The organism is Lederbergia lenta NBRC 16444 (assembly GCF_001591545.1).
In the GTDB taxonomy this organism is placed as follows: Bacteria; Bacillota; Bacilli; order Bacillales; family Bacillaceae_C; genus Lederbergia; species Lederbergia lenta.
Genome location: NZ_BCVC01000001.1, coordinates 438,703 through 465,663, shown reverse-complemented (window position 1 = coordinate 465,663; position 26,961 = coordinate 438,703). Strand labels below are relative to the sequence as shown.

Here is a 26,961-nt window from a genome sequence, read left to right as displayed (position 1 = left end):
TATTAACATCATTTATGCAACTTTAATTTTAATTCTCTTTTTTTAAAACTTTTCCTACCCCAATATCGTTCAACTAGACGAGGTGACAAAATTGATTCCTGACATTGACTTAGTTAAAGAAATAAAAGCGGGAAGTCATTCCGCTATGGAGGTGCTTGTGAAACGCTACTATAAACAAATATATGCTTTTATTTATCGCAGAACAGGAAATAAAGATATTGCCTATGATCTAACCCAAGAAGTATTCATGAAAATGTTGAAAAGCATCCATACCTACAAGGAAAAGGCACAATTTAAATCCTGGCTTTATACACTAGCTGTCAATCATAGCAATGATTATTTTCGTTCTAAAGCATTTCAAGCGACACAAATGACAGACGAACTTAGTGACAGCCATTCTTCTAATGAAAATGTTCCTTATATTTTCGAGAAAAAAGAGAGACGACGAGAAATCATCGATGCCATTAAATCATTACCGGAATTTCAAAGCACAACCATTCTACTCAGATTTTATCATGATTTTAAGATCAAAGAAATTGCTACTATTATGCAGACGAATGATTCGACTGTAAAATCACGCTTGCGGCAAGGAATGGAAAAACTGAAATCTACTTTACAAAGAGGTGACGACAATGAAAAAGCTAAACGATCATGAACTAGAAGAGTGGTTATCCGAATTTGATATTGAATATCCAGACGAAGAAAAAGTCGAAAAAACAATTATGCAATTGCATTCTTATGTACCTAGAAAGAAACCACAACCATTGGCTTATGTAATTCCTGCACCTTTGCGAAATGCCTTTCTAGAATCATTACAATTTTCTCAGACATTTTGGATAAGCAATCTCCTTTATTTATTATTAGGCTTAAGCATTGTTTTTTTGATTGAGGGAGATCCCTATTTAACTTTATTTTCTTTATCCCCCATTCCAATCATTATCAGCCTTTACGAAATATTCCGTAGTAGAGACCAAGGTATGATGGAGCTAGAACTTTCGTTCAAATTTTCAGTATCTAATTTGATCCTTTCGAAACTGACATTGGTGGGGCTCTTTAACCTTGCTTGCACGCTATTGCTGATCTTTATATTTAGCTTCTTTGCAACACCGCTCGTATTGATGGACTTACTGCAATATTGGGCTGCTCCCTACTCAGCAATCGTATCAATTAGTTTGTTGCTATCTATTAAATTTAGAACATTATTCGTAATGCCCATTTCATTGGCCATCATGATTTTTTTAGGCTTGATTGTCGGCAATGTCATTGACATCCATCTAATAGTATCAGAAAAGTTATCCATCGCCGTTCTTTCTTGTGCCATTATCGGAATTGGCTTGGCAATTAGAATGATTAAAAGAGGGGTTTACCATGAATTTAACCATTAATAATTTATCAAAGAAATTTGGAAAACACGTAGCAGTAAATGAACTATCATGCCAATTTACAAATGGCGTATATGGAATTTTAGGTGCAAATGGCTCAGGGAAAACGACGTTAATGAGGATGTTAGCAACAGTCGTCTCCCCTACGGAAGGTACAATCGAGCTCAACGGAGCAAACATTTTCAAGCTGGGGGATCAATATCGGGACCTGATCGGCTATCTCCCCCAACATATTGGGTTATATAAAAATTTCACTGCGGAGAAATTCCTTCTTTATATTGCTGCTTTAAAAGGCTTGGAGAAAAAATATGCCTTGTTGAAGGTAGAAGAATTATTGGAACTTGTCAACCTCACGCATGTCCGTAAAAAGAAAGTCGGATCGTTTTCTGGCGGGATGAAACAGCGGATTGGGATCGCACAAGCACTTTTGAATGACCCGAAAATATTAATTGTCGATGAGCCGACAGCAGGACTTGATCCAAAGGAAAGAATTCGCTTCCGGAATCTATTGTCCACCATAAGTGGGGATAGAATCGTTTTACTATCAACTCATATCGTGTCAGATATAGAATTTATCGCTAAGGAAATCTTAATTTTAAAATCCGGCAAATTGCTGCATAAACGAGATTCACAAGAGCTATTGAAAGAAATAGAGGGAAAGGTTTGGCTTGTTCAAGCTTCAGAGCGAGAAATTCCGACGTACCAAACTGATTTTAAGGTTGGCAATATTATCCGCACAGAGAAAGGTGTGGAACTACGGATCATAAACGATGAACAACCATCGGCTAATGCTATTATTGCCAAAGCAAATTTAGAAGATTTATATTTATATTTTTTCGAGGAGGACCAAGATGCGGCAATTGCTCAAGTTTGAATTATATAAAATATATCGGCAGAAAAGTATTTACATATTGTTTGGTGTTTTAATGTTAATTATTTCGCTAGGACTGTACATGGATAGGGAGAGTGAACAAGCGAATTATCTCGTTTACAAACAATGGGAGGGAGAAATAACGGCAGATAAACTTGCCTATCTGGATAAGGAGATAATAGAAATTGAGAAGAAAATGGAGTCAGGTATTGAAACACCACAAGAAAGATTGTTATACGGCATTTCAGAATCATTTGCTTATCAACTTGGTAATGCGCATAAGCATGAAAAGCGAATAGCAGATTTGACTGCGATAATCAATACTGACTCAACTTCTTATAAAGAAAGGGCAGCAGAATTAGAAAAAAACATGCTGTCTAAAATTAATATGTCCAAGTTTTATTATGATGCCGGTCCGGCTCAAATAATTGATATGATCTACACTTTTGGATTTGTTATTACCGCCTTTTTAATCATTATTGGGATTGCTCCGATCCTTTCTAATGAATATAGTTCTGGCATGGACCAATTTTTACTTAGCTCAAAATATGGTCGATCTAAAGCAATTACTTCTAAAATAATTGCTTCTGTGATTTTCACATTGTCAGTCATCACCGGATGGGTTGCACTAAATACAGCCGTCTCTGTCTATACATATGGATTCCACGGGTGGAAAGCACCATTGCAATCGATGTTTCAACATTATTTTGCACCTTATCCTATCACTTTAGGTGAGGCCTATCCTATCATGATATCGATGCATCTTCTTGCAGCTCTAGGATTTACTTTAATAGTCATCTGTGTATCGGCTATATGTAAAAGGGGATTACTCTCCCTGCTCGTCTCTGGATTCATTTTCGGGGTACCATTTGCAATAGATGTTGTATTTGAGGATTTGGAAAATATCGTTTGGCTCAACAAACTCTTAAAACTTTCCATCTATCAATGTATGAAAGTAAAAGAACAGTTTGTTGATTTTAGCACGTATAATGTCTTCGGTTTTCCTGTCCTTTATCCGGTCGTAACAGTCCTATTATCTGTGATTACCGCAATCATTTTCTCTTATTTAACAAAATGGATAATGAAGAGGAAACAGGTAACTATTTAATTGCATCACATCAGTAAAAACTGGCAATCTTTTTCGGGGCATCCCCTACAGAAAATCCACACTAGCCCTTGCGATGATAGATTATGGCTGCTCGCTAAGGCTTCTAGTCGATTTAAAACAAGCCCTACGAGAGATCTCATAGGGCTTGTTTTTCATTTCATGCTGATAATCCATTAATAAAATCTTCAATTTCTTCTAATGTTTTGCGATCTTTACTGACAAAGCGACCAGCTTCTTTTCCATTATGGAATGCGATAAAACTTGGGATTCCGAAAATATCAAGTTCTCCGCAAAGATCGATAAATTGGTCACGATCAACTTCCATAAAAGTATATTCAGGATAATCTGCTTCAAGCCTTGGCAATATGGGCTCAATTACTCTGCAGTCTGGACACCAGTCTGCAGAAAACATGAAGATCGTTCTCTCTTCTTTTTTCAATTTCTCGTATTGTTCCATTGATTGCAATTTTTCCAACTTATTTCCCTCCAGTGTTAATTAGCATTTGGCCAGGTTTAATCCAGCCACGCTTTCTCATAAATTCGGATATGATTAAGCTTATCACAGCTGGGCCTATAAGATGGAGTACAATGACTTGCAAAAGCACTTGAACAGAAAAACCCATCGTAGTAAATGTCATGATTTGGCCTACAAAACCACTTGTTCCCATACCAGCCCCTGCTGCATTGCTCGTCATTTTCCATACTGTTGTTCCAATCGGCGCTAAAATTATACCAGCAATAGTCGGTGGAATAAGTATGGCTGGGTATCGAATAATATTTGGCACTTGGAGCATGGAGGTACCAATACCAATTGCAAGCAATCCACCGACCTTATTTTCTCGATAACTCGCAACCGCGAAACCGACCATTTGCGCACTGCATCCAATCGTTGCCACTCCCGCTGCTATTCCATTCAAATCTAACATAAAGGCAATTGCTGCACTAGAGATTGGTGCCGTCAAGGCAAGTCCCATTAATGTTGCCACAAGAATTCCCATGATAATGGGCTTTTGTTCCGTCGCCCATACGATCCAACTTCCAAATGTTGTCATAAACTTCGCCATCGGAGGTCCGATAAATTTAGCCACAGCAAATCCTGCAAATATCGTAACAAACGGCGTTACGATAATATCTACTTTTGTTTCTTTGCTCACCATTTTCCCAATTTCAGTAGATATCACAGCAGCTATATAGGCTCCAGCTGGTCCGCCAAGTGAAGCTCCAGCAGCCCCTGTCGCAACCGCAGCAAAAATAACTAATGGAGGAGCCCCAAGCCCATAGGCAATCGCAACTCCAATTGCTGGTCCCATCAATCCCATCGCCAAGTCGCCCATTTCCATAAAAAATGGCCATGTAAATTGCTCACCAATTGTATGAATAATTAAACCTATAATCAAAGACGAAAAAAGTCCTAATGCCATATAACTGAGTGCATCGATTAAATATGCTTTAGTAGAAACATGCACTCCTTTTCTTTTTAAAAAGTTCTTCATTCTAAAACCTCCTGTAATTCGCTTTACATAACTAGTGTAAAGACAGGTGTATGTTTTGTCTATAACTTTTTTAAAAAATAAGCACTCCCTAGTTACCGGAAGTGCTTGCACAAGCATTATTCATTTATTTTCGTTGAGGAGGCAATTTTCATTAATAACTCAGCGTCTTTGGAAAGATCTTTTAATTCCGACTCAGTCGTGACCTTCACACCACCCACACCAGTAGTTATTTCGTAAAGTCCGTCCCCATCATCCATAATGATTAAATATCCTAATCGATTATCTTTTTTAAAAGTTCGATCGACAAGAATATTTTCTTCATTACTTTTTTCTGTTTTATATAATGCTTCGCTATCCATGTTCTCAAATGGATTATAGAATAGAATATAAGAATGTGAACCTTTTTCCAATATAACATTATTAGGCTCTTCATTTTTAACTACGAGACCTGTCGGTAGATGAAATTCAACCTCGTCTAAAGTTTCATTAATTGGTGATATATTTAAAAATGCTTGTTCAGCACGATTCTCCGCTTTTACTTTTTCCTCTTCAAATGATTGGCCACATGCAGCAATGAAGATAGCTGTAAATGCCATCATCAGGCATAATGTGATTTTTTTCATAATGATCCTCCTTGAGTGATAACTATTTACCATCATACTACTTTGAAAATCTACTTGACAACCCTATTTTATAGTGAAGCATGCAACGGGATTATATTTTCTACTGATGGTAATATGAGGGTATGATAATGGAGGAGGGGAATATTTAATGAGGTTAACCGTTTATTTAGCTGGTGAAATTCATAGTGATTGGCGTACCGAAATGAAAGCGAAGGCAAAGGCTCTCCAGCTTCCTGTCGATTTTGTCGGACCTATGGAGGATCATGATCGCTCCGATGGAATTGGCGCAGAAATTCTAGGTGAACAACCTAATCCTGTTTTTCATGATGCTGCTGCATCTAGTTTTAATAACTTGCGGACAGAAGTATTAATGCAAAAATCGGATATTATCATTGCCCTCTTTGGGGAAAAATATAAACAGTGGAACACAGCGATGGATGCTAGCGCTGCTATTGCTCTTGGAAAGCCGCTTATTTTGATTCGACCGGAGGAACTGCATCACCCGCTTAAAGAGCTCTCTAGTAAAGCAAACACTACGGTCCTAACAGTCAACCAAGCGATTAAAGCACTTGCTTATATTTTTGAATGAACAAGGTCATCGATATCCCTACAACCAGTGGCGATATCGATGAGACCTGACCATTTCAGACTATCTAAGCTGTCCAATAAGCATCTTCATAATATGTATAAACATATCTGCCCGATCGATTGCACCATTCGTAAATATTCCAATTGCCCCTTCGTTGGAGCGCACATTTTTTCGCATACTATATTCATCCATTAAAGGTCCTAACTCTTCACCCGTTCGCAATCGCACAGCAATTTCTTCAGGTAGCTTGATTCTTGCTCCTCCTGCTAAAATCGTTTCCCTTTCTCTCCTTGCTACTGCACCCCAATTGCATAAAAACAATCCGAATGAAGTTTCCATTACTCCACCTTCTAAACCAAAAGCCATATCGATATCAGGATTCCCCAGACAGAATTCCGCTCGATTTATTGCTCCTTGCATCGTCTCTTCGTCAGAAAATGGCATATTGCTCACATTTGATGGAGCATCCACTTGTAATAATGTTGATGTGTACCCCGCATTTATTAATGCTGTTTCTACTGCTTTTACCTTTGCGATATTGCAAGAACCGATAGCGACATTCATTTTCTACTCTCCTCGTTTAATAAATTCAATTCCATTCTTATAGAATCGATAACCTACAAGGGGCTATCTTAACCAATTTTGCGAATAAATAAAATTCGTTCGTCCGCCAGATATTGTGTTTCTCGCCTTTTAGTACTTTGCTTTGATAATGAACGAATGTAAATAACGCCCACATTTTATAATAAACACTTATACTTATATTATAATGGATGATGCGATTTTGTTGTATCAAAAATAAGGCTGTCCTGCAGTCAATAGATTTACTGACTACAGGAACAGCCTTATTTTAATACATCTTTAACTTTTTACAGCACCATCTGTAATACCCGCAATAAATTGCTTACTAAATAAAAGGAATACAATTAATATTGGGATTGTGGCCATAAATGTACCAGCAAGGATCATAGAGTAATCTGTAAAATAAACATCGTTAAGTGTCCTCAATGCAATTTGAATGGTATGGGCGCTTTTATCTTTTAATACAATGAGTGGCCATAAAAAGTCATTCCATGCTCCCATGAATGTGACAATTCCAAGTGTTGCTAAACCTGGTCGGACTGCAGGAATAACGATATTCCAATATGTTCTAAAATTGCTACACCCATCAATTCTTGATGCCTCGATAAGTTCGTATGGTACTGCTGATGAAATAAATTGTCTCATCCAAAACACCCCAAAAGCAGAGACCATTCCTGGAACGATAACTGCTCTTACATCATCTAACCACCCTAATGCACTAACAATCATAAAGTTAGGAATAAGCCCTAATTGAGGAGGAATCATCATTGTAGCAAGCAAGAAAATAAACAATCCATCCCGCCCTTTAAATTCTAACTTTGAAAATGCAAAACCCGCTATGGAACAAAAGAATAAAACCGATAACGTTATCGCTGATGAGATAATCAACGAATTCAAAATAGCACCAAAGAAATCAATTCGTTCAAATACTAGTTTTGCATTTTCAATAAAATTAGCCCCTGGTATTACAACAGGCGGAAATTTATTTATCGCATTTGTTGTATTTGACCCTATAACAAACATCCAATAAAAAGGGAATATTGAAATTAAAGTGCTCAAGGTAATAAATACATACAATAATATTTTTGGTATTTTTTTTTCTCCTACTTCTTTCACAATGCCATCCCCCTTCTTAAACTGATTTGATTCTTTTTGTAAGCAATACATTTATAAGAGAGAAAATAATAATAATAATAAATAATAACCAAGCAATTGCTGCAGCATATCCAAAAGAAAATCTTGTAAATGCTTCTTGATACAAATACAATGTTACCGTTAAACCTTGATTACTACCTCCAACTCCAAATAACAAAGGTTCGGTAAAAATTTGCATACCCCCAATTGTTGATTGAAGCACAGTAAATATGATAATAGGTTTTAATAATGGAACTGTAATATAAAGCAATTGTTGCATTTTGTTTGCTCCATCAATAATCGCAGCTTCATATAAATCTTTTGAAATCCCTTGTAAACCAGCAAGATAAATTATCGCGTTATATCCTACCCAACGCCACATTACCATGGCTGAGATCACAACATGCGTTCCAATATAAGAGCCCGCCCAATGAATTGGATCTATTCCTATAAAAGATAATAGATAGTTAATAACCCCATATTTTGTACCAAACATAGCGGAAAAAACAATGGCTACAGCAACAATGGAAGTTACATTAGGCATGAAAATTCCTAACCTAAAAAATGCTTTTCCTTTTAAAAATGCCTGATTTAATAAAAATGCAATAACTAATGCAGCCATTAATTGAGGAATGGTAGATAACGCCCAAATACTAAAAGTATTACCTACAGCCTTCCAAAATAAAGGATCGTTCGTAAATAAGAGTTGATAATTTCTGAATCCTACAAATTCCTTACTCCCCAATATATCCCACTTATGAAACGAAAGATACGCCGTAAATAATAGCGGAAATACCCCAAATACACCAAATAAAATAAAGAATGGAGATATAAATAAATACCCAGATCTCCTATCCGCAGATTTTTGACTATATTTCCTCCCTCTTATATTAATACTTTCTTGAATAGCTAGTTTTTTCTCCACATAGATACCCCCTTCTAAAAGTGTTATATATCGTAATATCAAATCCCATTCCACTTTATTTATTTCGAGACAAACATCTTCTCCAGAGAAGTTAAAACAAATAGTTGACACTTAACGTTTAGAATGAAGAGGCAGTAAGCGATACACTGCCTCTTCATTCATTAGTTCTTTTAGCGTTCAACCTGCCTTTTAACTTCTTCCATTGCTTTATCCCAAGCATCATCAGCTTGTTCCTGTCCATCCGCAATCGTAATTAAAGCATCTCCCATAATCGTATTAATTGTCCCTGTATCTGGTCCACGGTATACATATTTCACCTTTTCAGCTGCTTCAGAAAATATAGCTCCTAAATCATCACGATTAAAAAAGTCATCAGCTAGATTTTGTACGTCAGGTTCTTCATAAATACTCGGGGTAGAAGGAAAGTTTCCACTCTTTTGAAATATTTTCAGTTGAGTTTCCGCAGACATTAGCCATTTGATAAACTCATAAGCCTCTTGCGGATGTTTGCCTTGTGCAGGCAGAGTTAACAACGACCCTCCCCAGTTTCCTGATCCACCAGGCATAAGCGCAATATTCCACAATCCTGCGGTATCTGGCGCATCACTTTTAATATTTTGCAACATCCATGGCGGGAGAAATACAGTAGCAAAATCTCCTGCAGCTAACGATGCAGACCATTCGGTAGTTCCACGTTCTGTATTGTTATGAATATCCATAGCTTCAACTGAATAATCCCACGCGTTTTTAATTAATTCACTATTTTCGATGATTAATGTACCATCGTCATCATAATATTGCTTTTCACCTTGTTCTCTTGCAGCGGCATATAAATCCGCTACATGGTTAAACATATTTTTTCCAGTAGCTGCCTTTAATTTTCTTCCAGCTTCGATATAATCTTCCCATGAGCTCAATTGTGCTGACACCTCATCTGGATCTGTCGGAAGTCCAGCTTCTTCAAATATATCAACACGATATGCCATTGCCATTGGTCCCACATCTGTCGGTATACCTAGTACTACTGATCCATCGTTAGTAGAAGCTTCTCTCCAACGCCACTCAAGATATTCATCTTTTATATCCGCAGCTCCATAATCTAATAAATTAAAGAAATGCTTACTATTTTCTTTAAATTTCTCAATATATCCTGATTCAACCCCAGCAATATCAGGTGCACCAGAGCCTGCCCCTAATGTTGTAAGAAGATTTTGGTGATGGTCACTGTACTCTGCTTCTTGGACCTTAATTTTGATATTAGGATTTAGCTCTTCGTATTCTTTAATATAATCATCCATGCCCATCCCCGGCCATAACCACATCGTTAACTCTATTTGACCACCTGACTTGCTAGAGTCGTCTGATCCTGCCTTATCTGAAGATGAGCAGGCAACTAAACCGAAGATCAATAACATAAAACTAATCATGAGAGCAAATCTTTTCATTTTGATACCCCTTTTCATTTTTTTATCTTAAAAATCCATAAAAACCATCCTTTGTTTTTTATGGATTTAATAAGTATTTAATAAGGTTTCGATCAAATATTTACGTTGCTTCTCAAGTCCTCTAATTTATAAAGCGCTTACAATACTGCTAATTATATTCCTAGTCTACCAATTACTGGGTAGCAGTTAATATATTACCATACTAGCATTCTAAAAATCCAACTGTCAACTAATTATTCTAAATATTATAATTAAATAGAATGAATAGATTTCCCCTTTTCGACTTATCATTTTTCGTACGATCTTTAGCGCAATTGTACAAGAGAATCAATGCTTCTACATGGAAAGTATAAGCAAAATCCCAGTAATCTAATAGTACCAAAATAGCGACAAATAGCCCCCCTTAAGCAAGTAATTTGTTAATAGGGGCCATTTTGAACGTGAGTATAATAAGCTCCAATAAGAGCATGTTTACATGAATTTTAAGTAATAACCTTTAGTATTAGTTAAGCCATAGGGGGAAATCTCTATTTATTGCTAATAATTGAATCAACTGTTGTACGATCACTAGCTTTTACCAACTTAACGATCATTTCTTTTGCCGCCGCATAATCATCTACATGAATAATGGAAGCATGTGTATGGATATAGCGAGAACATATACCAATTACACCACTTGGCACCCCATCATTTGCTACATGTACTCGGCCTGCATCTGTCCCACCTTGAGAAACAAAATATTGATACGGGATGTCATGTGTTTCAGCCGTATCGAGGATAAATTCACGCATTCCCTTGTGTGTCACCATGGAACGATCATAAATCCGCAATAGCGTTCCCTTACCAAGCTGTCCGAATTCCTTGTGATCACCTGACATATCATTAGCGGGGCTTGCATCAAGTGCAAAGAAAATATCAGGTTGGATCATATTGGCCGCAGTTGCAGCACCACGCAGTCCAACTTCTTCCATTACAGTTGCACCAGAATAAAGCACATTAGGGATTGTTTCTTCTTGGAGTTCCTTTAACAATTCTATCGACAATCCACATCCATAACGGTTATCCCATGCTTTTGCCATAATTTTCTTGGGATTTGCCATCGGAGTAAATGGACAGATAGGTACAATCTGTTGTCCTGGTTTAATGCCAATTTTCACAGCATCCTCTTTATCATCGGCACCAATGTCAATCAGCATATTTTTCACATCCATCGGCTTTTTCCGTTGATCGTCACTCAATAAATGCGGAGGAATAGAACCAATTACACCATTAATCACGCCCTGCTCAGTAATGATATGAACGCGCTGTGCTAACAACACCTGGCTCCACCAACCGCCAAGTGTTTGAAAACGAATCATGCCATTCTCCGTAATATTCGTCACCATAAATCCAACTTCATCCATATGTCCGGCAACCATGACTGTCGGTCCGCTTTCATCTCCAACTTTTTTGCCAAAAATACTGCCAACCCTATCCTGGACAATTTCATCAGCATACATTTGAAGCTGTTCACGCATAAAATTTCGAACCGCATGTTCATTTCCTGGGGTACCAGGTAGTTCAGTCAATGTTTTAAATAAATCCAGTGTATCCTTATTCATTCGTATCCACTTCACTTTCCGAATTGATAGTTCACATTTTACAGAACTTTCAACTTCAAAGCCATAAATCTGTGCTTCTTCAGTCGAATAAATAGGTTTATTCCTGTATACTGAAGCTAGGAATAAACTGTGGAGGTGCAATATTTTGAATTGGAAAACATTCCTTACCGGAGCTTGCGCCGGGTTAATTGGCGGATATCTCCTTCGTACTAAAGTAAACGATAAAATGCCCATCTCTGGAGAAAAAGTGCTTGCTAACGTAAAACAAGCATTCAAAAAAGAAGGACGCATTGACGGTTCATGGTTACAAATGAAACCGGAAGATTACCAAAAATATGCGATTAAGACAAAAATTTATCGTGGTGGAATTACGACGAATACTAACGGCACTCGTCAGCAATTTGAATTTATTGCTGATGCTTATACAGGAACGGTACTAAATGTGTATCCGATTTAAGGAAAAAACACCTAAAACAGAGTAAGTTAACTGTTTCAGGTGTTTTTTATGTTTATACCTATTCGTATTTTTATCATTGTATCGTTTTGGCTTTTTATAATTAACCTTGCTTTCTTTCTCTTTTCACCGCTTCCACGATATTGCCTTCTTCATCCCACTTAAGCGCCCGATAATGGCCATCATGATAAAAAGTAAACCAGTCTTTCGATTTCATTGTAGCTGGAATCCATTCCTGTTTCGCTTGGATTGAATCCATTGGATAATCGTCATATGCGAGGACCCATAATACGTTCTGGTGAGCATGTGTCGGCATAAGATCGCCCATATGGACGAGGCGTTCCCCGTCACTTTCAATTGTAATAATACAGTGACCGTCACTATGACCTCCTGTGTGAATCATCTTGATATCATGTTCAATTTCCTTTTCATCAGTAAAAGTTTGCATCTGATCAACAATCGGCTCCCAGTTTTCTTTCCAATACGTATTTCTTGAACGTATATTGGGATTACGCATTTCATTCCATTCAATGTCTGATGCATAAATAACGGCATTTGGGAACATTGAAATTAATCCATTCTCTGTACGTTTTGTTAGCCCGCCAGCATGATCAAAATGCAAATGAGTCATACAAATGATGTCTATATCTTGTGGTGTTAATTCTAACTCAGCCAATGATTCCACTATTTTCGACTCTTCCGTCACCCCATAATTTCGCTTTTGCTTATCTGATAACTTCCCATAACCTAGACCAGATTCAATCAATATATTCTTTCCATTCATCTGCAAAAATATTGGGTCTGTCCTTAGTTCAATCTGATTTTTCTCATTCACAGGATATTTTCTTGACCATAAAGGTTTCGGTACCACACCAAACATAGCCCCTCCATCCATAAAAGTGTCTCCACCATTCAACCAAGTTAGCGTTAAACTTCCGAGTTTCAACGTCTCCATCATGTCACCCTCTCGCTCTCTTTTCCATGATTGTAACATTATTAACTATTTTAGAAATGACAAAAAAACTGATGATTGAAGATCATCAGTCTAACTTATTTTGATATTTTACTTCACAACGATAAATGGGATGCCCTTTAGCTGAAAACTTCTCTTCGTATTCTGTCATAATATTGCCTTCACATTCACTGTTATGCAAATCAAGACTAACATATGTTAATAAAAGTCCATATTTAGAAAAACTCATTAATGAGTATTCAAAAAGTCCCCGATTATCTGTTTTAAAGTGAATTTCTCCCCCATTTACAAGAACATCTTCATATACTTGTATAAACGATTCAAACGTTAGACGACGCTTTTCATGACGTTTTTTTGGCCATGGATCGGAAAAATTTAAATAAACACGCTCTACATCACTTTTTGCAAAAAACTTCCGTAAATCTTCTCCGTTTGTATTTATTAATTTTACATTTGGCAGCTCAGCATCAATAAGTCTATCTAATGCAGCAACAATGACACTTTCTTGTAGCTCTATTCCAATATAATTAATTTCCGGATTGGCTTTTGCCATTTCTGTAATAAAGCGGCCTTTACCTGTTCCTACTTCAATGTGTACTGGAAAGCCATTATCAAACAAAGTACACCATTTCCCGTAATATTGTTTGGGATTTCCAATAACATATTGGGGATAACTTTCTATTTTTTCTTTCGCCCACGGTTTATGTCTTAAACGCATCTTTCATGCTCCTTCTTTTATAAAATGAAACCTTTATTTTATCTATGAATAATCATTAGTCAACTGTTTCATACTAGCATTACGTTCATCAGAAAGGAAGTTAAAAATGTCTCTTACTCATAATAATCAAGTTCAATTATTGGAAGATATTTTAAATAATCATTTAGAAGATTGTTGTGGAACTGTTTCTGAATGTCAGCAGCTAGAACGACTTGTCCAATCATTAATGGAAAACCAAGCCGTCCCTGAACAAATGAAACCCCTTCTAGAAAAAGTATACAGTTACTGCCAAGAAGGAAGCCAGGCTGCTAATCTCGACAACCATATTCATTCACATCAAGAAGATCTTTCCCAATGGGTCGGAGAAATCGACACTTATTCATCGCTACTTTAATTGTGAATAATACATATTCAAATTTTAAATACAAAAACGAGAAAGCAAATATGCTTTCTCGTTTTTGTATCCTTATGAAAAGTTAATTATATACAATACCGCCGTCAATCATAATAGATTGGCCAGTCATATAATCGGAGTCTGGAGATGCCAAGTAAGAAACAAAGTTTGCCACATCTTCCGGTTCTTGTGTCCGGCCCAGAGCAATACCTTCCGCGAATTTCTTGAAGGCTTCTCCTTTTTTCAGTCCCATATACTCAACCATGCCTGCATCAATCCTATCCCACATCCCCGTTCCAACAATTCCAGGGCAGTATGCATTCACTGTGATTTTATCTTTTGCTAGCTCTTGTGCGGCAGCTTGTGTGAATCCACGAACAGCAAATTTTGAAGCAGAATAAGTACCTAACATAGAAAATGCTTGATGTCCTGCAATACTACAAGCATTAATGATTTTACCACCTTTTTCTTGCTTCTTCATTTGCTCTGCCGCAGCTTGGATGCCATATAGCACACCAAATACATTTACTTGAAAAACCTTTTCCAACTCTTCTGGTTGAACATTAACAAGTGGATCTACCTGTTCTATTCCCGCATTATTAATAAAAACATCGACGCTCCTGAACTTTTTAACAGCTGTTTGCACTAATTCCTTTTGATCCTCTGGTATGGATACATTTCCAACAAATGAAGCAACATTTATATTTTGTTCTTTGAATTCTTTAACTGTGGCACTTAGCACTTCTTCGTTCATATCACTTAGTACAATTGCAAAACCATCGTTTGCTAATCGCTTTGCTATACCTTTACCAATACCTTGTGCGCTTCCAGTGATAACTGCCGTTTTTTGATTTCCCATTAGGCTACATCTCCCAAAATATATTTGTTTTTCACTTAATATTTTCTTATATAAGATGTGCTAAACCACCTTACAATAAACCTAAAAAAACGAGAAAGCCAAAGCTTTCCCGTTTCTTCTATAGGATTATTGTACTGTTGCTTCCCGCATTTTCTTGAATATACCCCTATCTTTCAAATTGTTCATGGCAGCCGGAACTAGAAATCTGTCTACTCCGTAATATGCTGTACCTTTTGCGACAAACAATAGGATTATTGCTAGTGCTAACAAAACTGGATTTGTGCTGATCGTACCAGCCATTAAGAAGTTTAAGTTCATAAATGCTCCTGCTACTAAAGCCGGGATTGTAAGTGCACCTAGGATTAACCCTACCCCGATCAGTACTTCTCCCCAAGGAATTAAAACATTAAATAACTTAACGTTTGGCAATGCAACTGTTTCGACGAATCCAGCGTACCATCCTTGTACGATAGGTGCTTCACCACCCGCTTTTGCAATTGTGCCAGTAAGAAATCCAGTTGCGTCAAAAGCACCTAATTTATGCCAACCTGCTTGCAACCATTGCACACCTAGCCAAATTCTTAATGCACCCCAGATCATTGCTACCCAACGATTTTCATACCACTTTGTCATTACATTCACTCCTTTAATTATTGTGTAAATTCTTGTGAAGTAATTCACATAATTTCTTAAAAAAATATAATTTCTTTTGTCAGCTGATTCATGTTACTTTGTTGTGAGTTATTTCACATATTCTTTACACTCTTAATATACTACGTTTTTGCTTCACAAGCAAGTGTATGTGAACTATTTCACAAATGTGACACAATGTGCACTTAGTGTTTTTAACAATTCAACAAAAGGATTGGAGAACCTCTTAAAGTTTTTAAAAAACTAGAAACTCATATTCTCAGCTTAAACGATAAAAGCCTTTTCCTCATCTTGCTTGAGGATAGGCTCAAAATTAGGATACACTGATTTTTAGCAACAAGAGCATCGTTTTATTTTGTAAGTTTATATGCCTCTTCTTTTGGATGATCTAATTGCATTTGTTCAAGCTCAAGTCGTAGTTTTTCTGTTTCAAGTAAAAAATTTTCGTGTTTAAGTTTTTCTAGTTCTATTTCTTCCTTAATAATGTTGCTTTTAGTTTTGGCACTCTTTTGAACATGATCTGTCACTATAGCGATAATAGGTATGGAAAAAATCATCACAACTGCAATTATTCCCGTCAAGAAAAACACCTCATTCATCATTATCTCTTACCTTTAAGTATAATGTATTTTCTGAATAAAATAAATATATCTAGCGACTAATTTTTTCTAGAATAGTTCTCTCTCTTTCTAATCCAAAGGCTCAATACTCCTCCATAAATAAAGTGATGCATAACTTAAGTATGGTTGCCATTCTGTACTATATTTATGTATTTCTTCTATCGTTGGTTTTCTTTCCAATTGAAACAACATCTTAATTGCTTTTTGAATACCTATATCCGCACTTGGAAAAAGATTCGGTCTCCCTAAACCGAACAACAAAAAGTTCTGTGCAGTCCATGGACCAATTCCTCGTATCTTCACTAATTCCTTTATGATATCCTCGTCTGGAAGAAGTATTATTTTTTCTAGATTTAACTGGCCTTTGACGAGTTGCTTCGATAAGTCAATAATATATTCCGCTTTTCGTTGGCTAAACTTTAGCTGCCTTAATTGCTCCATCTCCAATTCGGCAACCTTTCTAGGAGTAGGATAAAACGGGACTCCTTCTAACTGAAAACCGAATGTTTTCACGAACTGCTCTGTAAGTGAAATAGCAAATGTCATATTGATTTGCTGATGGATTATAGATTTCACCAAATTTGAATATAAGGAGAAATCAAGTATAACCGGTGTTCCACGGTGAATATTGAAAAGATTTTTTAAAGTAGTTTGCTTAAAATGTTCATGGATATTTTTCAGGGAAACATTCCATTGAAAAATAAAGCTGATTTTTTCTAATACGCTTTCTTTTGTTAGTGCATCAAAACCAGTTACAAGAAACGCTGGTTCCTCCGTTGTGCCGATTGCCTTTACTGTTGCAACTTCCGGAGTCGTTCCGTAAATAGGTACCTTCACTGTCCTTTCCTCGCGATCTACAATATGAAGCGGGTCCATCGAAAGCCTGCTCAAGGCTAGATCAAAATGATAAGGACCATCAACCTTCACCATTTCCTCCCACATAAATTTCCACCCCTACTTTATCATTTTAAAAAGTATATATATGTCTATACTACCTTTCCTGATTTTATCTCAAATAAAAGAAAACTTCCCGTTCTTCACCATCCATCTAAGGGTCATAGAGCGGAAAGAGCTTCTTATTGACTATGCAAGAACGGAGCAATATAACTGAAAAGAGAAAGCCTAGTTGATTGAAGCTTGAATCAACGCCGATCCACTCTCACGTTAATTGTAGGCATTTACTTAATAATATTGGAGAAGGCCACTTAACTACAGGTAAGAAGGGGACGCCTGCAGCCAAATCATAGCAGACATAAGCTAAAAAACAAAAAAGGAAGGACATCCAAAAAATCAACTACTGCGATTTTTTGAATTGTCCTCACCTTTTTCTTATAAATACTTCATTCCTTTTCAATTCGACAAGAGCGGATTTTTCAACTTCTCTTTGAACATATATTCATCAAGGCTTTTAAATACGTATCCTCTTTTCTTCAAATCCTTTATGACTCGTTCTAAGGCGTCTGCATTGTCTTTCGATACGGTGTGTAGCAACATAACAGATCCTGGGTGGACTTGTGCCATGATGTTGTCATAAGAATACCTCCAACCCTTTTGTTCATTAGTAAGCCAATCCTTAAAAGCGAGTGACCAGAGAACATGAACATAGCCCTCTTCTTCGGCAATTTTCATTGATTTTTCACTTAAAATTCCCCGTGGAGGCCGTAGATACTTCATATCTGTTTGACCAGTTAATTTTTCTGTTTCCTTCTTCACCTTAGCGAGTTCTAATCTTATCTTGTCCTCACTAATTTGGGTCATATCAGGATGGCTCCACGAATGGTTTCCAATAATATGTCCTTCATCAGCCATTCGCTTTGTTAAATCTGAAGCACTTTTCAAATAATGACCAGTAACAAAAAACGTTGCTGGGACCTTTTCTTTCTTCAAAATATCAAGAATTTTCCCTGTGTAACCATTTTCATATCCATTATCAAATGTTAAATATACTATTTTTTCATCTGAATTTCCTTTATAAAACCCACCATATTTATCGAGCAATTGATCGTACTCACTTCCTGCGTCTGCTTGCTGTTCATTTTTTGCTTTTTTGAATCCCCAATGAATTGGTTGATTTGATATTGCGTGTGCGCTTGCAGCATAAATGAAAATCACGAGCACAATTGGAACAATCATTTGCCAACTTTTCATCTAATCCTATTCCTCCTTTCACTCTTTTCCTATTAGATTTTTCTATTGTAGCTAAATCATACGTAACAAAAAAAGGGACCAAGTAAAAATGATACAATACCATTTCTACTTGGTCTCTATTTAGCTTGATCCCTGAAATCCAAAGTTCAAATGCCCTTGTAGTGGAATCCAAGCACCAATCGATTGAGACGTAACATTTTTAACGTCAATTTTTCGTTTCGTTCCTTTGATAACTAAATACACTTCACCATAAGTAACTTTTCCCTTTTCATGGATAGCTGGTGCATAGGTATATAAATATCCTAACTGCCCTTGGCCTATATTGTAAACTTGATGATGTTTTGTTCCTCGTCCTATCACTGTTTCAAACGTGAGTGGCAAATTCGTTTTTTCCATTGCACTTAATAATATCATTTTCTGTACGTCTTCTACTTGTGGCACTTTAGCAGTAAGTCCACCTTTAATGGACTTCTGCGCTTCCTGTACGTAATTGATTTGATAATTTGCTGTTCCTTGCCTATTATCGTAAAAGTTAGTATTGATTTTCTGGTATTGCCAATTAGGTTCAGTTCCATTTGATTTATAGCTCAACGGCCATTCCCCTAAATAAATCGTAGCTCTCATTCCTAATGAAAACGGTGATTTATTAATAGCAGATTCGTTTAGGATCTTAATAAGGTTTGGATTATCAATTTTCACTTTGGATGTTTCAAGCAATTCTTTTGTAAAATCACTCGGTTGTAAATAGGATAGATTCTCTTCCGCTTGTGGCATGGTATTTTCTTTTTCTATATTGATTACTGAACCTGGCAACTTTAAGCTAGTTGATTTACTTTCAGCTGATGAGGTTGATCCGTAACCAATCACAAAAAATAATATGATACATAAGTGAATAACATGTGTATGCCATTTCATAAGGGTAAACTCCTTTCATCAAACAACGGATAAACCGTCCATTACCCCTTATGATTTTCCTAAACTAGTTTGATTATCCCTATCACAACAAATAAAAACCAATTGCCATAATAAAGTATGCAGCGAGTAATGTTGCACCTTCAAACCAGTTTGATTCTCCATCGTTAGCGATTACGATGGATAAAAGTACAGCCGTAACCATAGCGACAATTTCAGGTAATGTAAATATAAGTGGCATGGAGGCTGGGAAAAATAAAGAAGCTATAACAAGTATCGGCGCCACGAACATCGCAATCTGTAGGGTCGATCCAACTGCTATCTCAACTGCAACATCCATTTTATTTTTAAAGGCCATTAAGATAGCCGAAGCATGCTCAGCTGCATTACCAACAATTGCTACAATGATTACCCCAATAAATAATTCACTCCAACCAAATTTTTCACCTACTGCTTCAAACGTGTGAACAAGGCGTTCAGAAGTATAAGCAACAGCAAGGGTTGAGAGCGCTAAAATAATAGTCGCCTTCACTTTGCTCCATTCTGGGACTTCCTCTATTTTTTCCTCCGATTCTTGCGCCTGGTATACACCACGGTGTGTAACAAGTTTAAAAAATAAGGCAGCTAAATACAGAACAATCATGATAATAGAAATTCCGACACTTAAATTAATTGTTTTTTCTGGATTCATCCCTTGGGAAAAAACTTCGGGAATCACAAATGCGACAATTACCGCAAACATGAGTAAACCTGAATTATGTCTAGCATCAAAAACATTGAATAACTGCCGCTTATATTTCATTCCCCCAATGAAAAAAGACAATCCACCTACGAGCAAAAGGTTTCCAATTACAGAACCAGTCAGGGAGGCAAGCACTACTCCTATTAGACCTGCCTTTAAGGCAAAAATAGAAATAATCAACTCGACAGCATTTCCAAATGTAGCATTTAATAATCCGCCAATACGGGGACCAGCAACAATTGTTAAACTCTCGGTAGCCCTGCCCATAATGCTTGCGATCGCAATGATTGTCAGACAATAAACACCAAACATTACTACGCTTGGAAAATGTAGTAGCGAACCAATCACAGATAATGGAAATCCAATAGCAACCATGATTAAAAATATTTTATTCATCATATTTATCCTCCAAGTCAAACAGCGTCTATTCGATAATCTTAAATGTTTCTGTTACTTCAATTGAGCCAAGGACGGATTGTACCATTGAGCAATTCTTTCTCGTAAGATTCATTGCTCTCACAATTTTCGCTTCATTAAGTTGTTTTCCTTTTATATCAAAATGAATTTTTATTGATTCAATACGATTAGCTTTTTCTATATTCCTGATCGCATCAGCTTTAATCTGAATATCTTGCACTTCCATTCTCATTTTCTCTAATATTTTCCGTAATACACCGCCGCTACATACCGCTACCGATGAAACAAGTAATTGGTATGGCTTAATTCCATATTTTTCATCCCCAGAAATATCAAGTCTTCCATAGGAAAAATCCCCGTAAAAACCGCCATCCTTCATGTTAAATTCCACTTTCATCTCTCCCTTTATTCTTATTTTCGATGATTATATCAACTTTTCCCTTAATTTTTATTTTTAATCTTCCATATTCATCTTGATATTCGCGCCTTTTGCTATTAGGCTGAAAAAGATAAACTAATTACTACTCGGGAGAATTGATGATGAACAAACAACAGAAAATACAATTTTGGATTTTAATTGGAATCGTAGCCATTTCCGGTTTTTCACAAGGTATGCTGCTCCCTCTAGTTGCAGTAATTTTTGAAAAGGCTGGATTACCTTCCTCTCTAAATGGATTGAATGCTATTGCTTTATATATTGGAATATTACTCGCCTCTCCTATTATGGAGACACCACTTAGAAAAATCGGCTACAAGCCAATGATATTAATTGGTGGGTTCACTGTAGCTATTTCCTTATTTCTTTTTCCATTTTGGCAATCATTTTGGTTTTGGTTTGCCCTTCGTTTTTTTATTGGCATTGGCGATCATATGCTTCACTTCGCTTCCCAAACATGGATTACTTCTTTTTCTCCGCCGGAAAAAAGAGGTAGAAATATTTCTTTATACGGATTGTTTTTTGGACTCGGTTTTGCTGCCGGTCCTTTTATGACAAGACTTGTAGAAATAAATGAATCCTTGCCTTTTCAAATTTCAGCAACCATTGCAATTGTCGCCTGGATAGCTGTATTTTTTGTGAAAAATGAATATCCTGAGAGTGGAATGGGAAATGCCACTATATTAGGGACTTTTCAGCGCTTTGGCCAAGTATTTAAATATGCATGGGTCGCTTTTCTTCCCCCTTTTGGTTATGGATATCTAGAAGCGTCATTAAACGGAAATTTCCCTATCTATGCTTTACGGATGGGAATTACAATTGAATCCGTCTCTATACTTTTACCAGCATTTGCAATCGGAGGAATTGTATTTCAATTACCACTAGGTATGTTAAGTGATAAGTATGGTCGCCACAATATTCTTGTGTGGACGATGCTTGTTGGATTTATTAGCTTTACAGTGGCAGGATTCGTTGGAAACTCTAATGTAGCTATATTCCTTTGTTTCTTCATAGCTGGAATGGCAGTTGGTTCTTCTTTTTCCCTTGGAATCAGCTATATGACCGATCTATTGCCTAAACATCTACTCCCCGCAGGCAATATTATGTGTGGGATATTATTTAGCATAGGTAGTATGATGGGACCTTTATTGGGAGGGATTACACTACAATTTACCAGTGGTCACAGTTTTTTCTATGTTATTTCAATCATACTCTTAGGAATTTTCTTTGCGTTAATCTTATTTAAACAAAAACAAGTCTTATCAAATTAATTAATTCACATTTTATAATAATTACGATATAATAATTAATATAGTTATTATTCAATTCAGCATTGCTGTCGCCTCTTTTCAGGCGACAGCTTTCGTCATTTAATAAGGGTATTGAATATGATTATTTTTCTCAATTACTCGAAGGAGGGATTAGCAATGCCTCAAGGTAAAACGATTATTATTTCGAATACGTCACATTCTATACCTCCAATATTATTAAAATTATTACCTCATCTTGAATTAGTTGCTGCCATAATAAGCGGTATACTCATTCTATCTGGATGGTTTGCCAGTAAAGCCAGTAGTGATTCTCTCTCCATTATTTTACTCCTGCTCGCTTTTCTCATTGGCGGTTTTGCTAAAGCGAGGGAAGGCATAGCGGAAACAATCAAGGACAAGGAACTTAATGTTGAAATGCTAATGATTATTGCAGCGGTTGGCTCTGCAACAATAGGCTATTGGGTGGAAGGCGCTATATTAATATTTATATTTTCATTAAGTGGTGCCCTTGAGACATATACGATGAATAAAAGCCATAAAGAGATATCTACCCTTATGGATATCCAGCCAGAAAATGCTTTAAAGATAACAAATGGAAAAGAGGAACTTGTTGCTATTACAGAACTCTCTGTTGGTGATCACGTGCTAGTGAAAGCAGGAGAACGTATCCCTGCGGATGGAAAAATAATCAAAGGACAAACAACAGTAGATGAAGCCACTATTACAGGTGAATCGTTACCGGCATTTAAGAGTATTGGTGATGACATATTTACAGGTACTGTAAATATAACTGGTTCTTTCACTGCAGAAGTCACAAAGAAAAGCAATGAAACTCTATTCCAAAAGATTATTGAACTCGTGCAAAATGCACAAAGTGAAAAATCACCTTCCCAACTTTTCATTGAAAAATTTGAAGGAACTTATGTTAAATTAGTTTTGCTTATCGTTTTACTCATGATGTTCCTTCCTCACTTTGTACTCGGTTGGTCTTGGACAGATACATTTTATAGAGCAATGATATTACTTGTAGTTGCATCTCCGTGTGCATTAGTTGCTTCAATTATGCCTGCTTCCTTATCCGCAATCTCAAATGGTGCTAGGCACGGCATATTATTTAAAGGTGGCGCACATTTGGAAAATGTAGGTAATGTGAAGGCTATTGCATTTGATAAAACAGGAACATTAACGAAGGGACGACCAGAAGTAACAGATTTTATTTTGAGAACAAATGGAGACAGTACGCAAATAGAACTGGCGGTTGCTTCTATTGAAAATGAATCGAATCATCCCTTAGCTCAAGCAATTGTTCGATATGTGACAAACAAGCATGAATCCAAATTATCCCCCCCTGAAAGTGTAGAAGATGTTGCCGGATGGGGAATAAGATCAGTCATCGCTGGTGAAGAATGGCTTGTTGGAAAAGCCGATTTCGTCGGGAAAAGAGATGCAGCTACATTCGCCGAAAAATTTGGGAAAAGACTGGAACAAGAGGGAAAGACCCTTGTTTTCGCTAAGGATCAGTACGGGGTAGCAGCAATGATTGCATTAAAAGATATTATTCGACCTGAAGCAAAAAAAGCTCTCACGAATCTTAATGCTATCGGGGTAAAAACGATTATGTTAACTGGTGACAGTGAAAACACGGCAAATGTTATTGCTAATGAAATCAATCTTGGTAATTACATCTCCGATTGCTTACCCGAAACGAAAGTAAACCACCTTAAAAAGCTTAAAGAAAAATACGGCGTGATTGGGATGGTGGGAGATGGAATAAATGATGCACCAGCACTTGCCACAGCTGATATAGGCATCGCTATGGGTCAAGGCTCAGATATTGCCCTCGAAACTGCTGATGTCATTTTAATGAAAAATGAACTAGCAAGGATCGAACAGGTAATTCTCCTCTCAAAAAAGATGAATCGGATCATTAAACAGAACATCTTTTTCTCTATCATTGTCATATTAGCTTTAATTGCATCCAATTTTTTTGCACTAATTGATCTCCCTATTGGTGTAATTGGACATGAAGGCAGTACAATTCTAGTTATTTTGAATGGATTAAGATTATTACGTTCGTAAAAAAGCACTTGCTCCGTCATTGAACGGAGCCAAGTGCTTTTTATGATTTCAACCTCTTATTTCATCTAGCTTTTCACGTTATAATTCACAATTTCCTTTTCTTTCGCCCATAAGTGAGTTTATTTCTCCTCCAACCATTATAATAATAGCTGAAATATAAAACCATAGCATGAGAATAATGATTCCCCCTATACTTCCATATGTGGAAGTATAGTTTCCAAAGTTGGTAACATAATAAGAGAAACCGAGTGAAACGATAATCCAGCCGACACTTGCAAAAATGGCACCTGGAACGGCAGTCATGCATTTTATTTTCATACTTGGAGCTAGATAATATATGCCTAGAAAAACGATGAATAAAATTAAGGGACTAAGCACCCAACGCATGATCCCCCATATACTCAAGAACATTTCTGATTGACCAAAGTTTGAAAATATAAAAATACCAAGTTGCTTTCCGAATACTGGCAACAATAATGCTAAAATAAATACAAATATCATAGCGAGTGTTAACAAAATTGCTAATCCTCGAGCGACAATAAATGACCGCTTTTCTTCCACATCGTAGGCTCTATTAATAGATTTCATAAGGGCATTCATTCCATTAGAAGCAGACCATAATGTACCAATAACCCCAATGGATAATAAACCTCCATTCCGGCTCTCTAACACCTCTGTTAATGTTTTCTGTATCATCGTCATTGTTTCTTGAGGTGCATAGTCTTTAATGACATTAAATACATCTTCTTGCGCTAATGGTGTGTACGGTAATAATGTCACTATAAAAATAAGTAATGGGAATATAGATAAAAGAAAAAAGTACGCTAGCTGTGCAGCCATTCCTGTTACATCATTATCCATTATCTTTTTTATAAGCGGCTTAATAAAATTAATCATCTTATTTTTATTTTTTCTAAAAATTAATCGACTCTTCCCCATATAACCACCTCATATTTATAAAACTCCTTTGTACTATCTATATCTTTTACCTCTTAATTCTTTTGTAAAACATATTGCTTATATCTTTTAACATTTTAAAATAGCATTTGACAATCTACCTGAATAATGAAATTATGGAAGATATGATTACTTCCAAGGGGATGAGATAAATGGATTTAACTAAAAACACGCCAGAAAATATTGAATATATGGTTAACCACATTGTTACAAAAATGAAAATGGTAAATATAGGAGCAGTAAAATCTGACAGCCTAGATGAAAATAAATATGAGGATCTCCTTGATATCTATGAACTAGTAAAGAAAAAAAACAGCTTCAGTCCCAGTGAAATGCAAGCACTAGCAGAAGAACTTGGACAGCTTAGAAAGGATTAATCTAGGGGAATTCATTAAGTTTTCTAAGTTAATTTGAAGATAAAGGTAGTTGGAAGAGCTTTTTCCAACTACCTTTTTTAAATTACTCATAATGGCGTTGCCAAACGACGTGGCGCACTTAGCCATTGTTCCTTATTGTCTAGCTACAGCTCCCAACGACTAGCAAACTTCAGGATGCTTCCTACAATAAGTCAGCATCGCTTCGCCTTTCAGGCTCAACGTGTTTCCTTTATCTCGTAAATACAAAGGTTCCTCGACTAAAACCGCCACTTCCTGTAGTAGCATCGACGCACCCACACGTTGTGGGCGCAGTTTGTACGTCGTTAAACGGTCGCTTCCACCTTTCTTATTCTTAATAATATTTCGGGCGGCGGTCGTCGAAGATTGGGATTCGGCTGCGGATTTCTCCTATTTTATCAGGGCTAATGTTACCAATTACAAGTTCTTCTCCAATACCTCCCTCTGATATAACAGCTCCCCATGGATCAATGATCATGGAATGGCCAGCAAATGTATTATTTGTATCTTTTCCTACTCGATTGCAAGCAATCACATAGCTTTGATTTTCAATGGCGCGTGCCTTTAATAGAATTCGCCAATGGTCAACCCTCGCTTCCGGCCACTCTGCTACTACGAATAAAACTTTAGCGCCTTTTAGGACTGGTTTACGTAACCATTCTGGGAACCTAATATCATAACAAATAAAACTTGCTGCCTCTTCCCCTTCTATTGTAAACATCGTTTCATCCTCACCAGCTTGTAAATATAAATGTTCATCCATTAGCTGGAATAAATGGAGCTTACTATATTCATGGATCAACTTTCCCTCTTTATCGATGATATACATCGTATTGTTTACACCTTCATTCGTTTTTTTAGCTACCGAGCCCCCGACGATATGAAAGCTATGTTTCTTTGCTTGTGCTTGTAAAAAATGTATGACATTTTCTCCTTCTTCATGAGCTATTTCATCAAGACGTGTTAAATCATACCCAGTTGTCCATAGTTCAGGTAGTACGACGACTGTACATTTTTCCTTTGCAGCTTTTTTAAACCATTGTTCTGCTATCTTAAAATTTTGTACTGGATCTCCATAAGCAATATCCATTTGAATACAGCCAACTTTCCATTCCATCATACCACTCCTCTATTTTAAATTTTCGATACTTTACAAATATTATATTTCGTTATAACATTTAC

Annotated in this window: 30 protein-coding genes; 10 read left to right on the top strand and 20 right to left on the bottom strand. The window is 36.7% G+C overall.

Annotation, left to right across the window (positions count from 1 at the left end):
* The first annotated feature begins 91 nt into the window (after nucleotides 1-91).
* The 4 genes from BLE01S_RS02050 to BLE01S_RS02035 are packed head-to-tail and all read left to right on the top strand — an operon-like array spanning nucleotide 92 to nucleotide 3,361.
* Entirely contained in the window at nucleotides 92-655 is a 564-nt protein-coding gene (locus BLE01S_RS02050) for an RNA polymerase sigma factor (protein ID WP_111703422.1), read from the top strand.
* Nucleotides 633-1,385, top strand: a complete 753-nt coding sequence (locus BLE01S_RS02045; RefSeq protein WP_066136790.1) for a hypothetical protein — start codon at nucleotides 633-635, stop codon at nucleotides 1,383-1,385. The genes BLE01S_RS02050 and BLE01S_RS02045 overlap by 23 nt, the downstream gene beginning before the upstream one ends.
* Entirely contained in the window at nucleotides 1,369-2,256 is an 888-nt protein-coding gene (locus BLE01S_RS02040; protein ID WP_066136787.1) for an ABC transporter ATP-binding protein, read from the top strand. Before BLE01S_RS02045 ends, BLE01S_RS02040 begins: the two co-directional genes overlap by 17 nt.
* A complete protein-coding gene (locus BLE01S_RS02035) occupies nucleotides 2,234-3,361 on the top strand; it encodes an ABC transporter permease subunit (RefSeq protein WP_066136785.1) in 1,128 nt (375 codons plus the stop codon). Before BLE01S_RS02040 ends, BLE01S_RS02035 begins: the two co-directional genes overlap by 23 nt.
* A 157-nt stretch (nucleotides 3,362-3,518) precedes the next feature.
* Here the strand turns inward: BLE01S_RS02035 and BLE01S_RS02030 are convergent, their stop codons facing one another.
* From BLE01S_RS02030 to BLE01S_RS02020, 3 genes are all read right to left on the bottom strand, one after another.
* On the bottom strand, nucleotides 3,519-3,836 hold the full coding sequence (locus BLE01S_RS02030) for a thioredoxin family protein (RefSeq protein WP_066136783.1): 318 nt from the start codon (nucleotides 3,834-3,836) through the stop codon (nucleotides 3,519-3,521).
* A gap of 1 nt (nucleotide 3,837) precedes the next feature.
* Nucleotides 3,838-4,854, bottom strand: coding sequence for a PTS sugar transporter subunit IIC (locus tag BLE01S_RS02025; protein ID WP_066136781.1), 1,017 nt, complete (start codon nucleotides 4,852-4,854; stop codon nucleotides 3,838-3,840).
* A gap of 116 nt (nucleotides 4,855-4,970) precedes the next feature.
* The gene (locus BLE01S_RS02020; protein WP_066136779.1) at nucleotides 4,971-5,477 is read right to left on the bottom strand and encodes an LptM family lipoprotein; all 507 of its coding nucleotides are present in this window, start codon (nucleotides 5,475-5,477) and stop codon (nucleotides 4,971-4,973) included.
* A gap of 148 nt (nucleotides 5,478-5,625) precedes the next feature.
* On the opposite strand from BLE01S_RS02020, the gene BLE01S_RS02015 reads away from it, so the two are divergent.
* The gene (locus BLE01S_RS02015; RefSeq protein ID WP_066136777.1) at nucleotides 5,626-6,066 is read left to right on the top strand and encodes a YtoQ family protein; all 441 of its coding nucleotides are present in this window, start codon (nucleotides 5,626-5,628) and stop codon (nucleotides 6,064-6,066) included.
* Between the two features lie 60 nt (nucleotides 6,067-6,126).
* On the opposite strand, the gene BLE01S_RS02010 is transcribed toward BLE01S_RS02015, so the two are convergent.
* The 5 genes from BLE01S_RS02010 to BLE01S_RS01990 form a co-directional block, all read right to left on the bottom strand.
* The gene (locus tag BLE01S_RS02010; RefSeq protein ID WP_066136775.1) at nucleotides 6,127-6,630 is read right to left on the bottom strand and encodes a DUF84 family protein; all 504 of its coding nucleotides are present in this window, start codon (nucleotides 6,628-6,630) and stop codon (nucleotides 6,127-6,129) included.
* 297 nt (nucleotides 6,631-6,927) lie between these two features.
* On the bottom strand, nucleotides 6,928-7,764 hold the full coding sequence (locus BLE01S_RS02005) for a carbohydrate ABC transporter permease (protein WP_066136773.1): 837 nt from the start codon (nucleotides 7,762-7,764) through the stop codon (nucleotides 6,928-6,930).
* A 16-nt stretch (nucleotides 7,765-7,780) separates the two neighbouring features.
* Nucleotides 7,781-8,707, bottom strand: a complete 927-nt coding sequence (locus tag BLE01S_RS02000; protein ID WP_251521959.1) for a carbohydrate ABC transporter permease — start codon at nucleotides 8,705-8,707, stop codon at nucleotides 7,781-7,783.
* Nucleotides 8,708-8,877: 170 nt separating this feature from the next.
* Nucleotides 8,878-10,152, bottom strand: a complete 1,275-nt coding sequence (locus BLE01S_RS01995; protein WP_066136771.1) for an ABC transporter substrate-binding protein — start codon at nucleotides 10,150-10,152, stop codon at nucleotides 8,878-8,880.
* Nucleotides 10,153-10,679: 527 nt separating this feature from the next.
* Nucleotides 10,680-11,753, bottom strand: a complete 1,074-nt coding sequence (locus BLE01S_RS01990) for a M42 family metallopeptidase (protein ID WP_066136769.1) — start codon at nucleotides 11,751-11,753, stop codon at nucleotides 10,680-10,682.
* A gap of 145 nt (nucleotides 11,754-11,898) precedes the next feature.
* Here BLE01S_RS01990 and BLE01S_RS01985 point away from each other — a divergent pair, with 145 nt between their 5' ends.
* The gene (locus BLE01S_RS01985) at nucleotides 11,899-12,210 is read left to right on the top strand and encodes a PepSY domain-containing protein (protein ID WP_066136763.1); all 312 of its coding nucleotides are present in this window, start codon (nucleotides 11,899-11,901) and stop codon (nucleotides 12,208-12,210) included.
* Nucleotides 12,211-12,310: 100 nt separating this feature from the next.
* On the opposite strand, the gene BLE01S_RS01980 is transcribed toward BLE01S_RS01985, so the two are convergent.
* Both BLE01S_RS01980 and trmB read right to left on the bottom strand, forming a co-directional pair.
* Nucleotides 12,311-13,162 carry a YtnP family quorum-quenching lactonase gene (locus BLE01S_RS01980; protein WP_066136760.1) on the bottom strand — a complete coding sequence of 284 codons (852 nt, stop codon included), beginning with the start codon at nucleotides 13,160-13,162 and terminating at the stop codon, nucleotides 12,311-12,313.
* A gap of 85 nt (nucleotides 13,163-13,247) precedes the next feature.
* The gene (trmB, locus tag BLE01S_RS01975; RefSeq protein WP_066136759.1) at nucleotides 13,248-13,898 is read right to left on the bottom strand and encodes a tRNA (guanosine(46)-N7)-methyltransferase TrmB; all 651 of its coding nucleotides are present in this window, start codon (nucleotides 13,896-13,898) and stop codon (nucleotides 13,248-13,250) included.
* Nucleotides 13,899-14,004: 106 nt separating this feature from the next.
* On the opposite strand from trmB, the gene BLE01S_RS01970 reads away from it, so the two are divergent.
* Nucleotides 14,005-14,292 carry a YtzH-like family protein gene (locus tag BLE01S_RS01970; RefSeq protein WP_066136757.1) on the top strand — a complete coding sequence of 96 codons (288 nt, stop codon included), beginning with the start codon at nucleotides 14,005-14,007 and terminating at the stop codon, nucleotides 14,290-14,292.
* An 82-nt stretch (nucleotides 14,293-14,374) separates the two neighbouring features.
* Here the strand turns inward: BLE01S_RS01970 and BLE01S_RS01965 are convergent, their stop codons facing one another.
* The 8 genes from BLE01S_RS01965 to BLE01S_RS01930 all read right to left on the bottom strand — a co-directional run bounded on the left by BLE01S_RS01965 (nucleotide 14,375) and on the right by BLE01S_RS01930 (nucleotide 21,032).
* The gene (locus BLE01S_RS01965) at nucleotides 14,375-15,151 is read right to left on the bottom strand and encodes an acetoin reductase (protein WP_066136755.1); all 777 of its coding nucleotides are present in this window, start codon (nucleotides 15,149-15,151) and stop codon (nucleotides 14,375-14,377) included.
* A 126-nt stretch (nucleotides 15,152-15,277) separates the two neighbouring features.
* A complete protein-coding gene (locus BLE01S_RS01960) occupies nucleotides 15,278-15,784 on the bottom strand; it encodes a DoxX family protein (protein ID WP_066136753.1) in 507 nt (168 codons plus the stop codon).
* A gap of 368 nt (nucleotides 15,785-16,152) precedes the next feature.
* Complete coding sequence (locus BLE01S_RS01955) at nucleotides 16,153-16,383, bottom strand: hypothetical protein (RefSeq protein ID WP_066140767.1); 231 nt, start codon at nucleotides 16,381-16,383, stop codon at nucleotides 16,153-16,155.
* A 108-nt stretch (nucleotides 16,384-16,491) separates the two neighbouring features.
* Entirely contained in the window at nucleotides 16,492-17,364 is an 873-nt protein-coding gene (locus tag BLE01S_RS01950) for a DNA-3-methyladenine glycosylase family protein (protein WP_066136751.1), read from the bottom strand.
* Between the two features lie 408 nt (nucleotides 17,365-17,772).
* Nucleotides 17,773-18,570, bottom strand: a complete 798-nt coding sequence (pdaA, locus tag BLE01S_RS01945; protein WP_066136748.1) for a delta-lactam-biosynthetic de-N-acetylase — start codon at nucleotides 18,568-18,570, stop codon at nucleotides 17,773-17,775.
* A 120-nt stretch (nucleotides 18,571-18,690) separates the two neighbouring features.
* Nucleotides 18,691-19,485, bottom strand: a complete 795-nt coding sequence (locus tag BLE01S_RS01940) for a YfkD famly protein (protein ID WP_066136747.1) — start codon at nucleotides 19,483-19,485, stop codon at nucleotides 18,691-18,693.
* 82 nt (nucleotides 19,486-19,567) lie between these two features.
* Complete coding sequence (gene cax / locus BLE01S_RS01935) at nucleotides 19,568-20,620, bottom strand: calcium/proton exchanger (RefSeq protein WP_082788657.1); 1,053 nt, start codon at nucleotides 20,618-20,620, stop codon at nucleotides 19,568-19,570.
* A 28-nt stretch (nucleotides 20,621-20,648) separates the two neighbouring features.
* Entirely contained in the window at nucleotides 20,649-21,032 is a 384-nt protein-coding gene (locus BLE01S_RS01930; RefSeq protein WP_066136743.1) for an OsmC family protein, read from the bottom strand.
* A 149-nt stretch (nucleotides 21,033-21,181) separates the two neighbouring features.
* On the opposite strand from BLE01S_RS01930, the gene BLE01S_RS01925 reads away from it, so the two are divergent.
* Both BLE01S_RS01925 and BLE01S_RS01920 read left to right on the top strand, forming a co-directional pair.
* Nucleotides 21,182-22,348, top strand: coding sequence for an MFS transporter (locus BLE01S_RS01925; protein ID WP_066136741.1), 1,167 nt, complete (start codon nucleotides 21,182-21,184; stop codon nucleotides 22,346-22,348).
* A gap of 156 nt (nucleotides 22,349-22,504) precedes the next feature.
* Nucleotides 22,505-24,427, top strand: coding sequence for a heavy metal translocating P-type ATPase (locus BLE01S_RS01920; protein WP_066136740.1), 1,923 nt, complete (start codon nucleotides 22,505-22,507; stop codon nucleotides 24,425-24,427).
* Between the two features lie 78 nt (nucleotides 24,428-24,505).
* Here the strand turns inward: BLE01S_RS01920 and BLE01S_RS01915 are convergent, their stop codons facing one another.
* Nucleotides 24,506-25,366, bottom strand: coding sequence for a YihY/virulence factor BrkB family protein (locus tag BLE01S_RS01915; protein ID WP_082788550.1), 861 nt, complete (start codon nucleotides 25,364-25,366; stop codon nucleotides 24,506-24,508).
* Nucleotides 25,367-25,536: 170 nt separating this feature from the next.
* On the opposite strand from BLE01S_RS01915, the gene BLE01S_RS01910 reads away from it, so the two are divergent.
* Nucleotides 25,537-25,761, top strand: a complete 225-nt coding sequence (locus BLE01S_RS01910; protein ID WP_066136739.1) for a DUF1128 domain-containing protein — start codon at nucleotides 25,537-25,539, stop codon at nucleotides 25,759-25,761.
* Between the two features lie 352 nt (nucleotides 25,762-26,113).
* On the opposite strand, the gene BLE01S_RS01905 is transcribed toward BLE01S_RS01910, so the two are convergent.
* Entirely contained in the window at nucleotides 26,114-26,896 is a 783-nt protein-coding gene (locus BLE01S_RS01905) for a carbon-nitrogen family hydrolase (protein WP_066136737.1), read from the bottom strand.
* Between the last annotated feature and the right edge of the window lie 65 nt (nucleotides 26,897-26,961).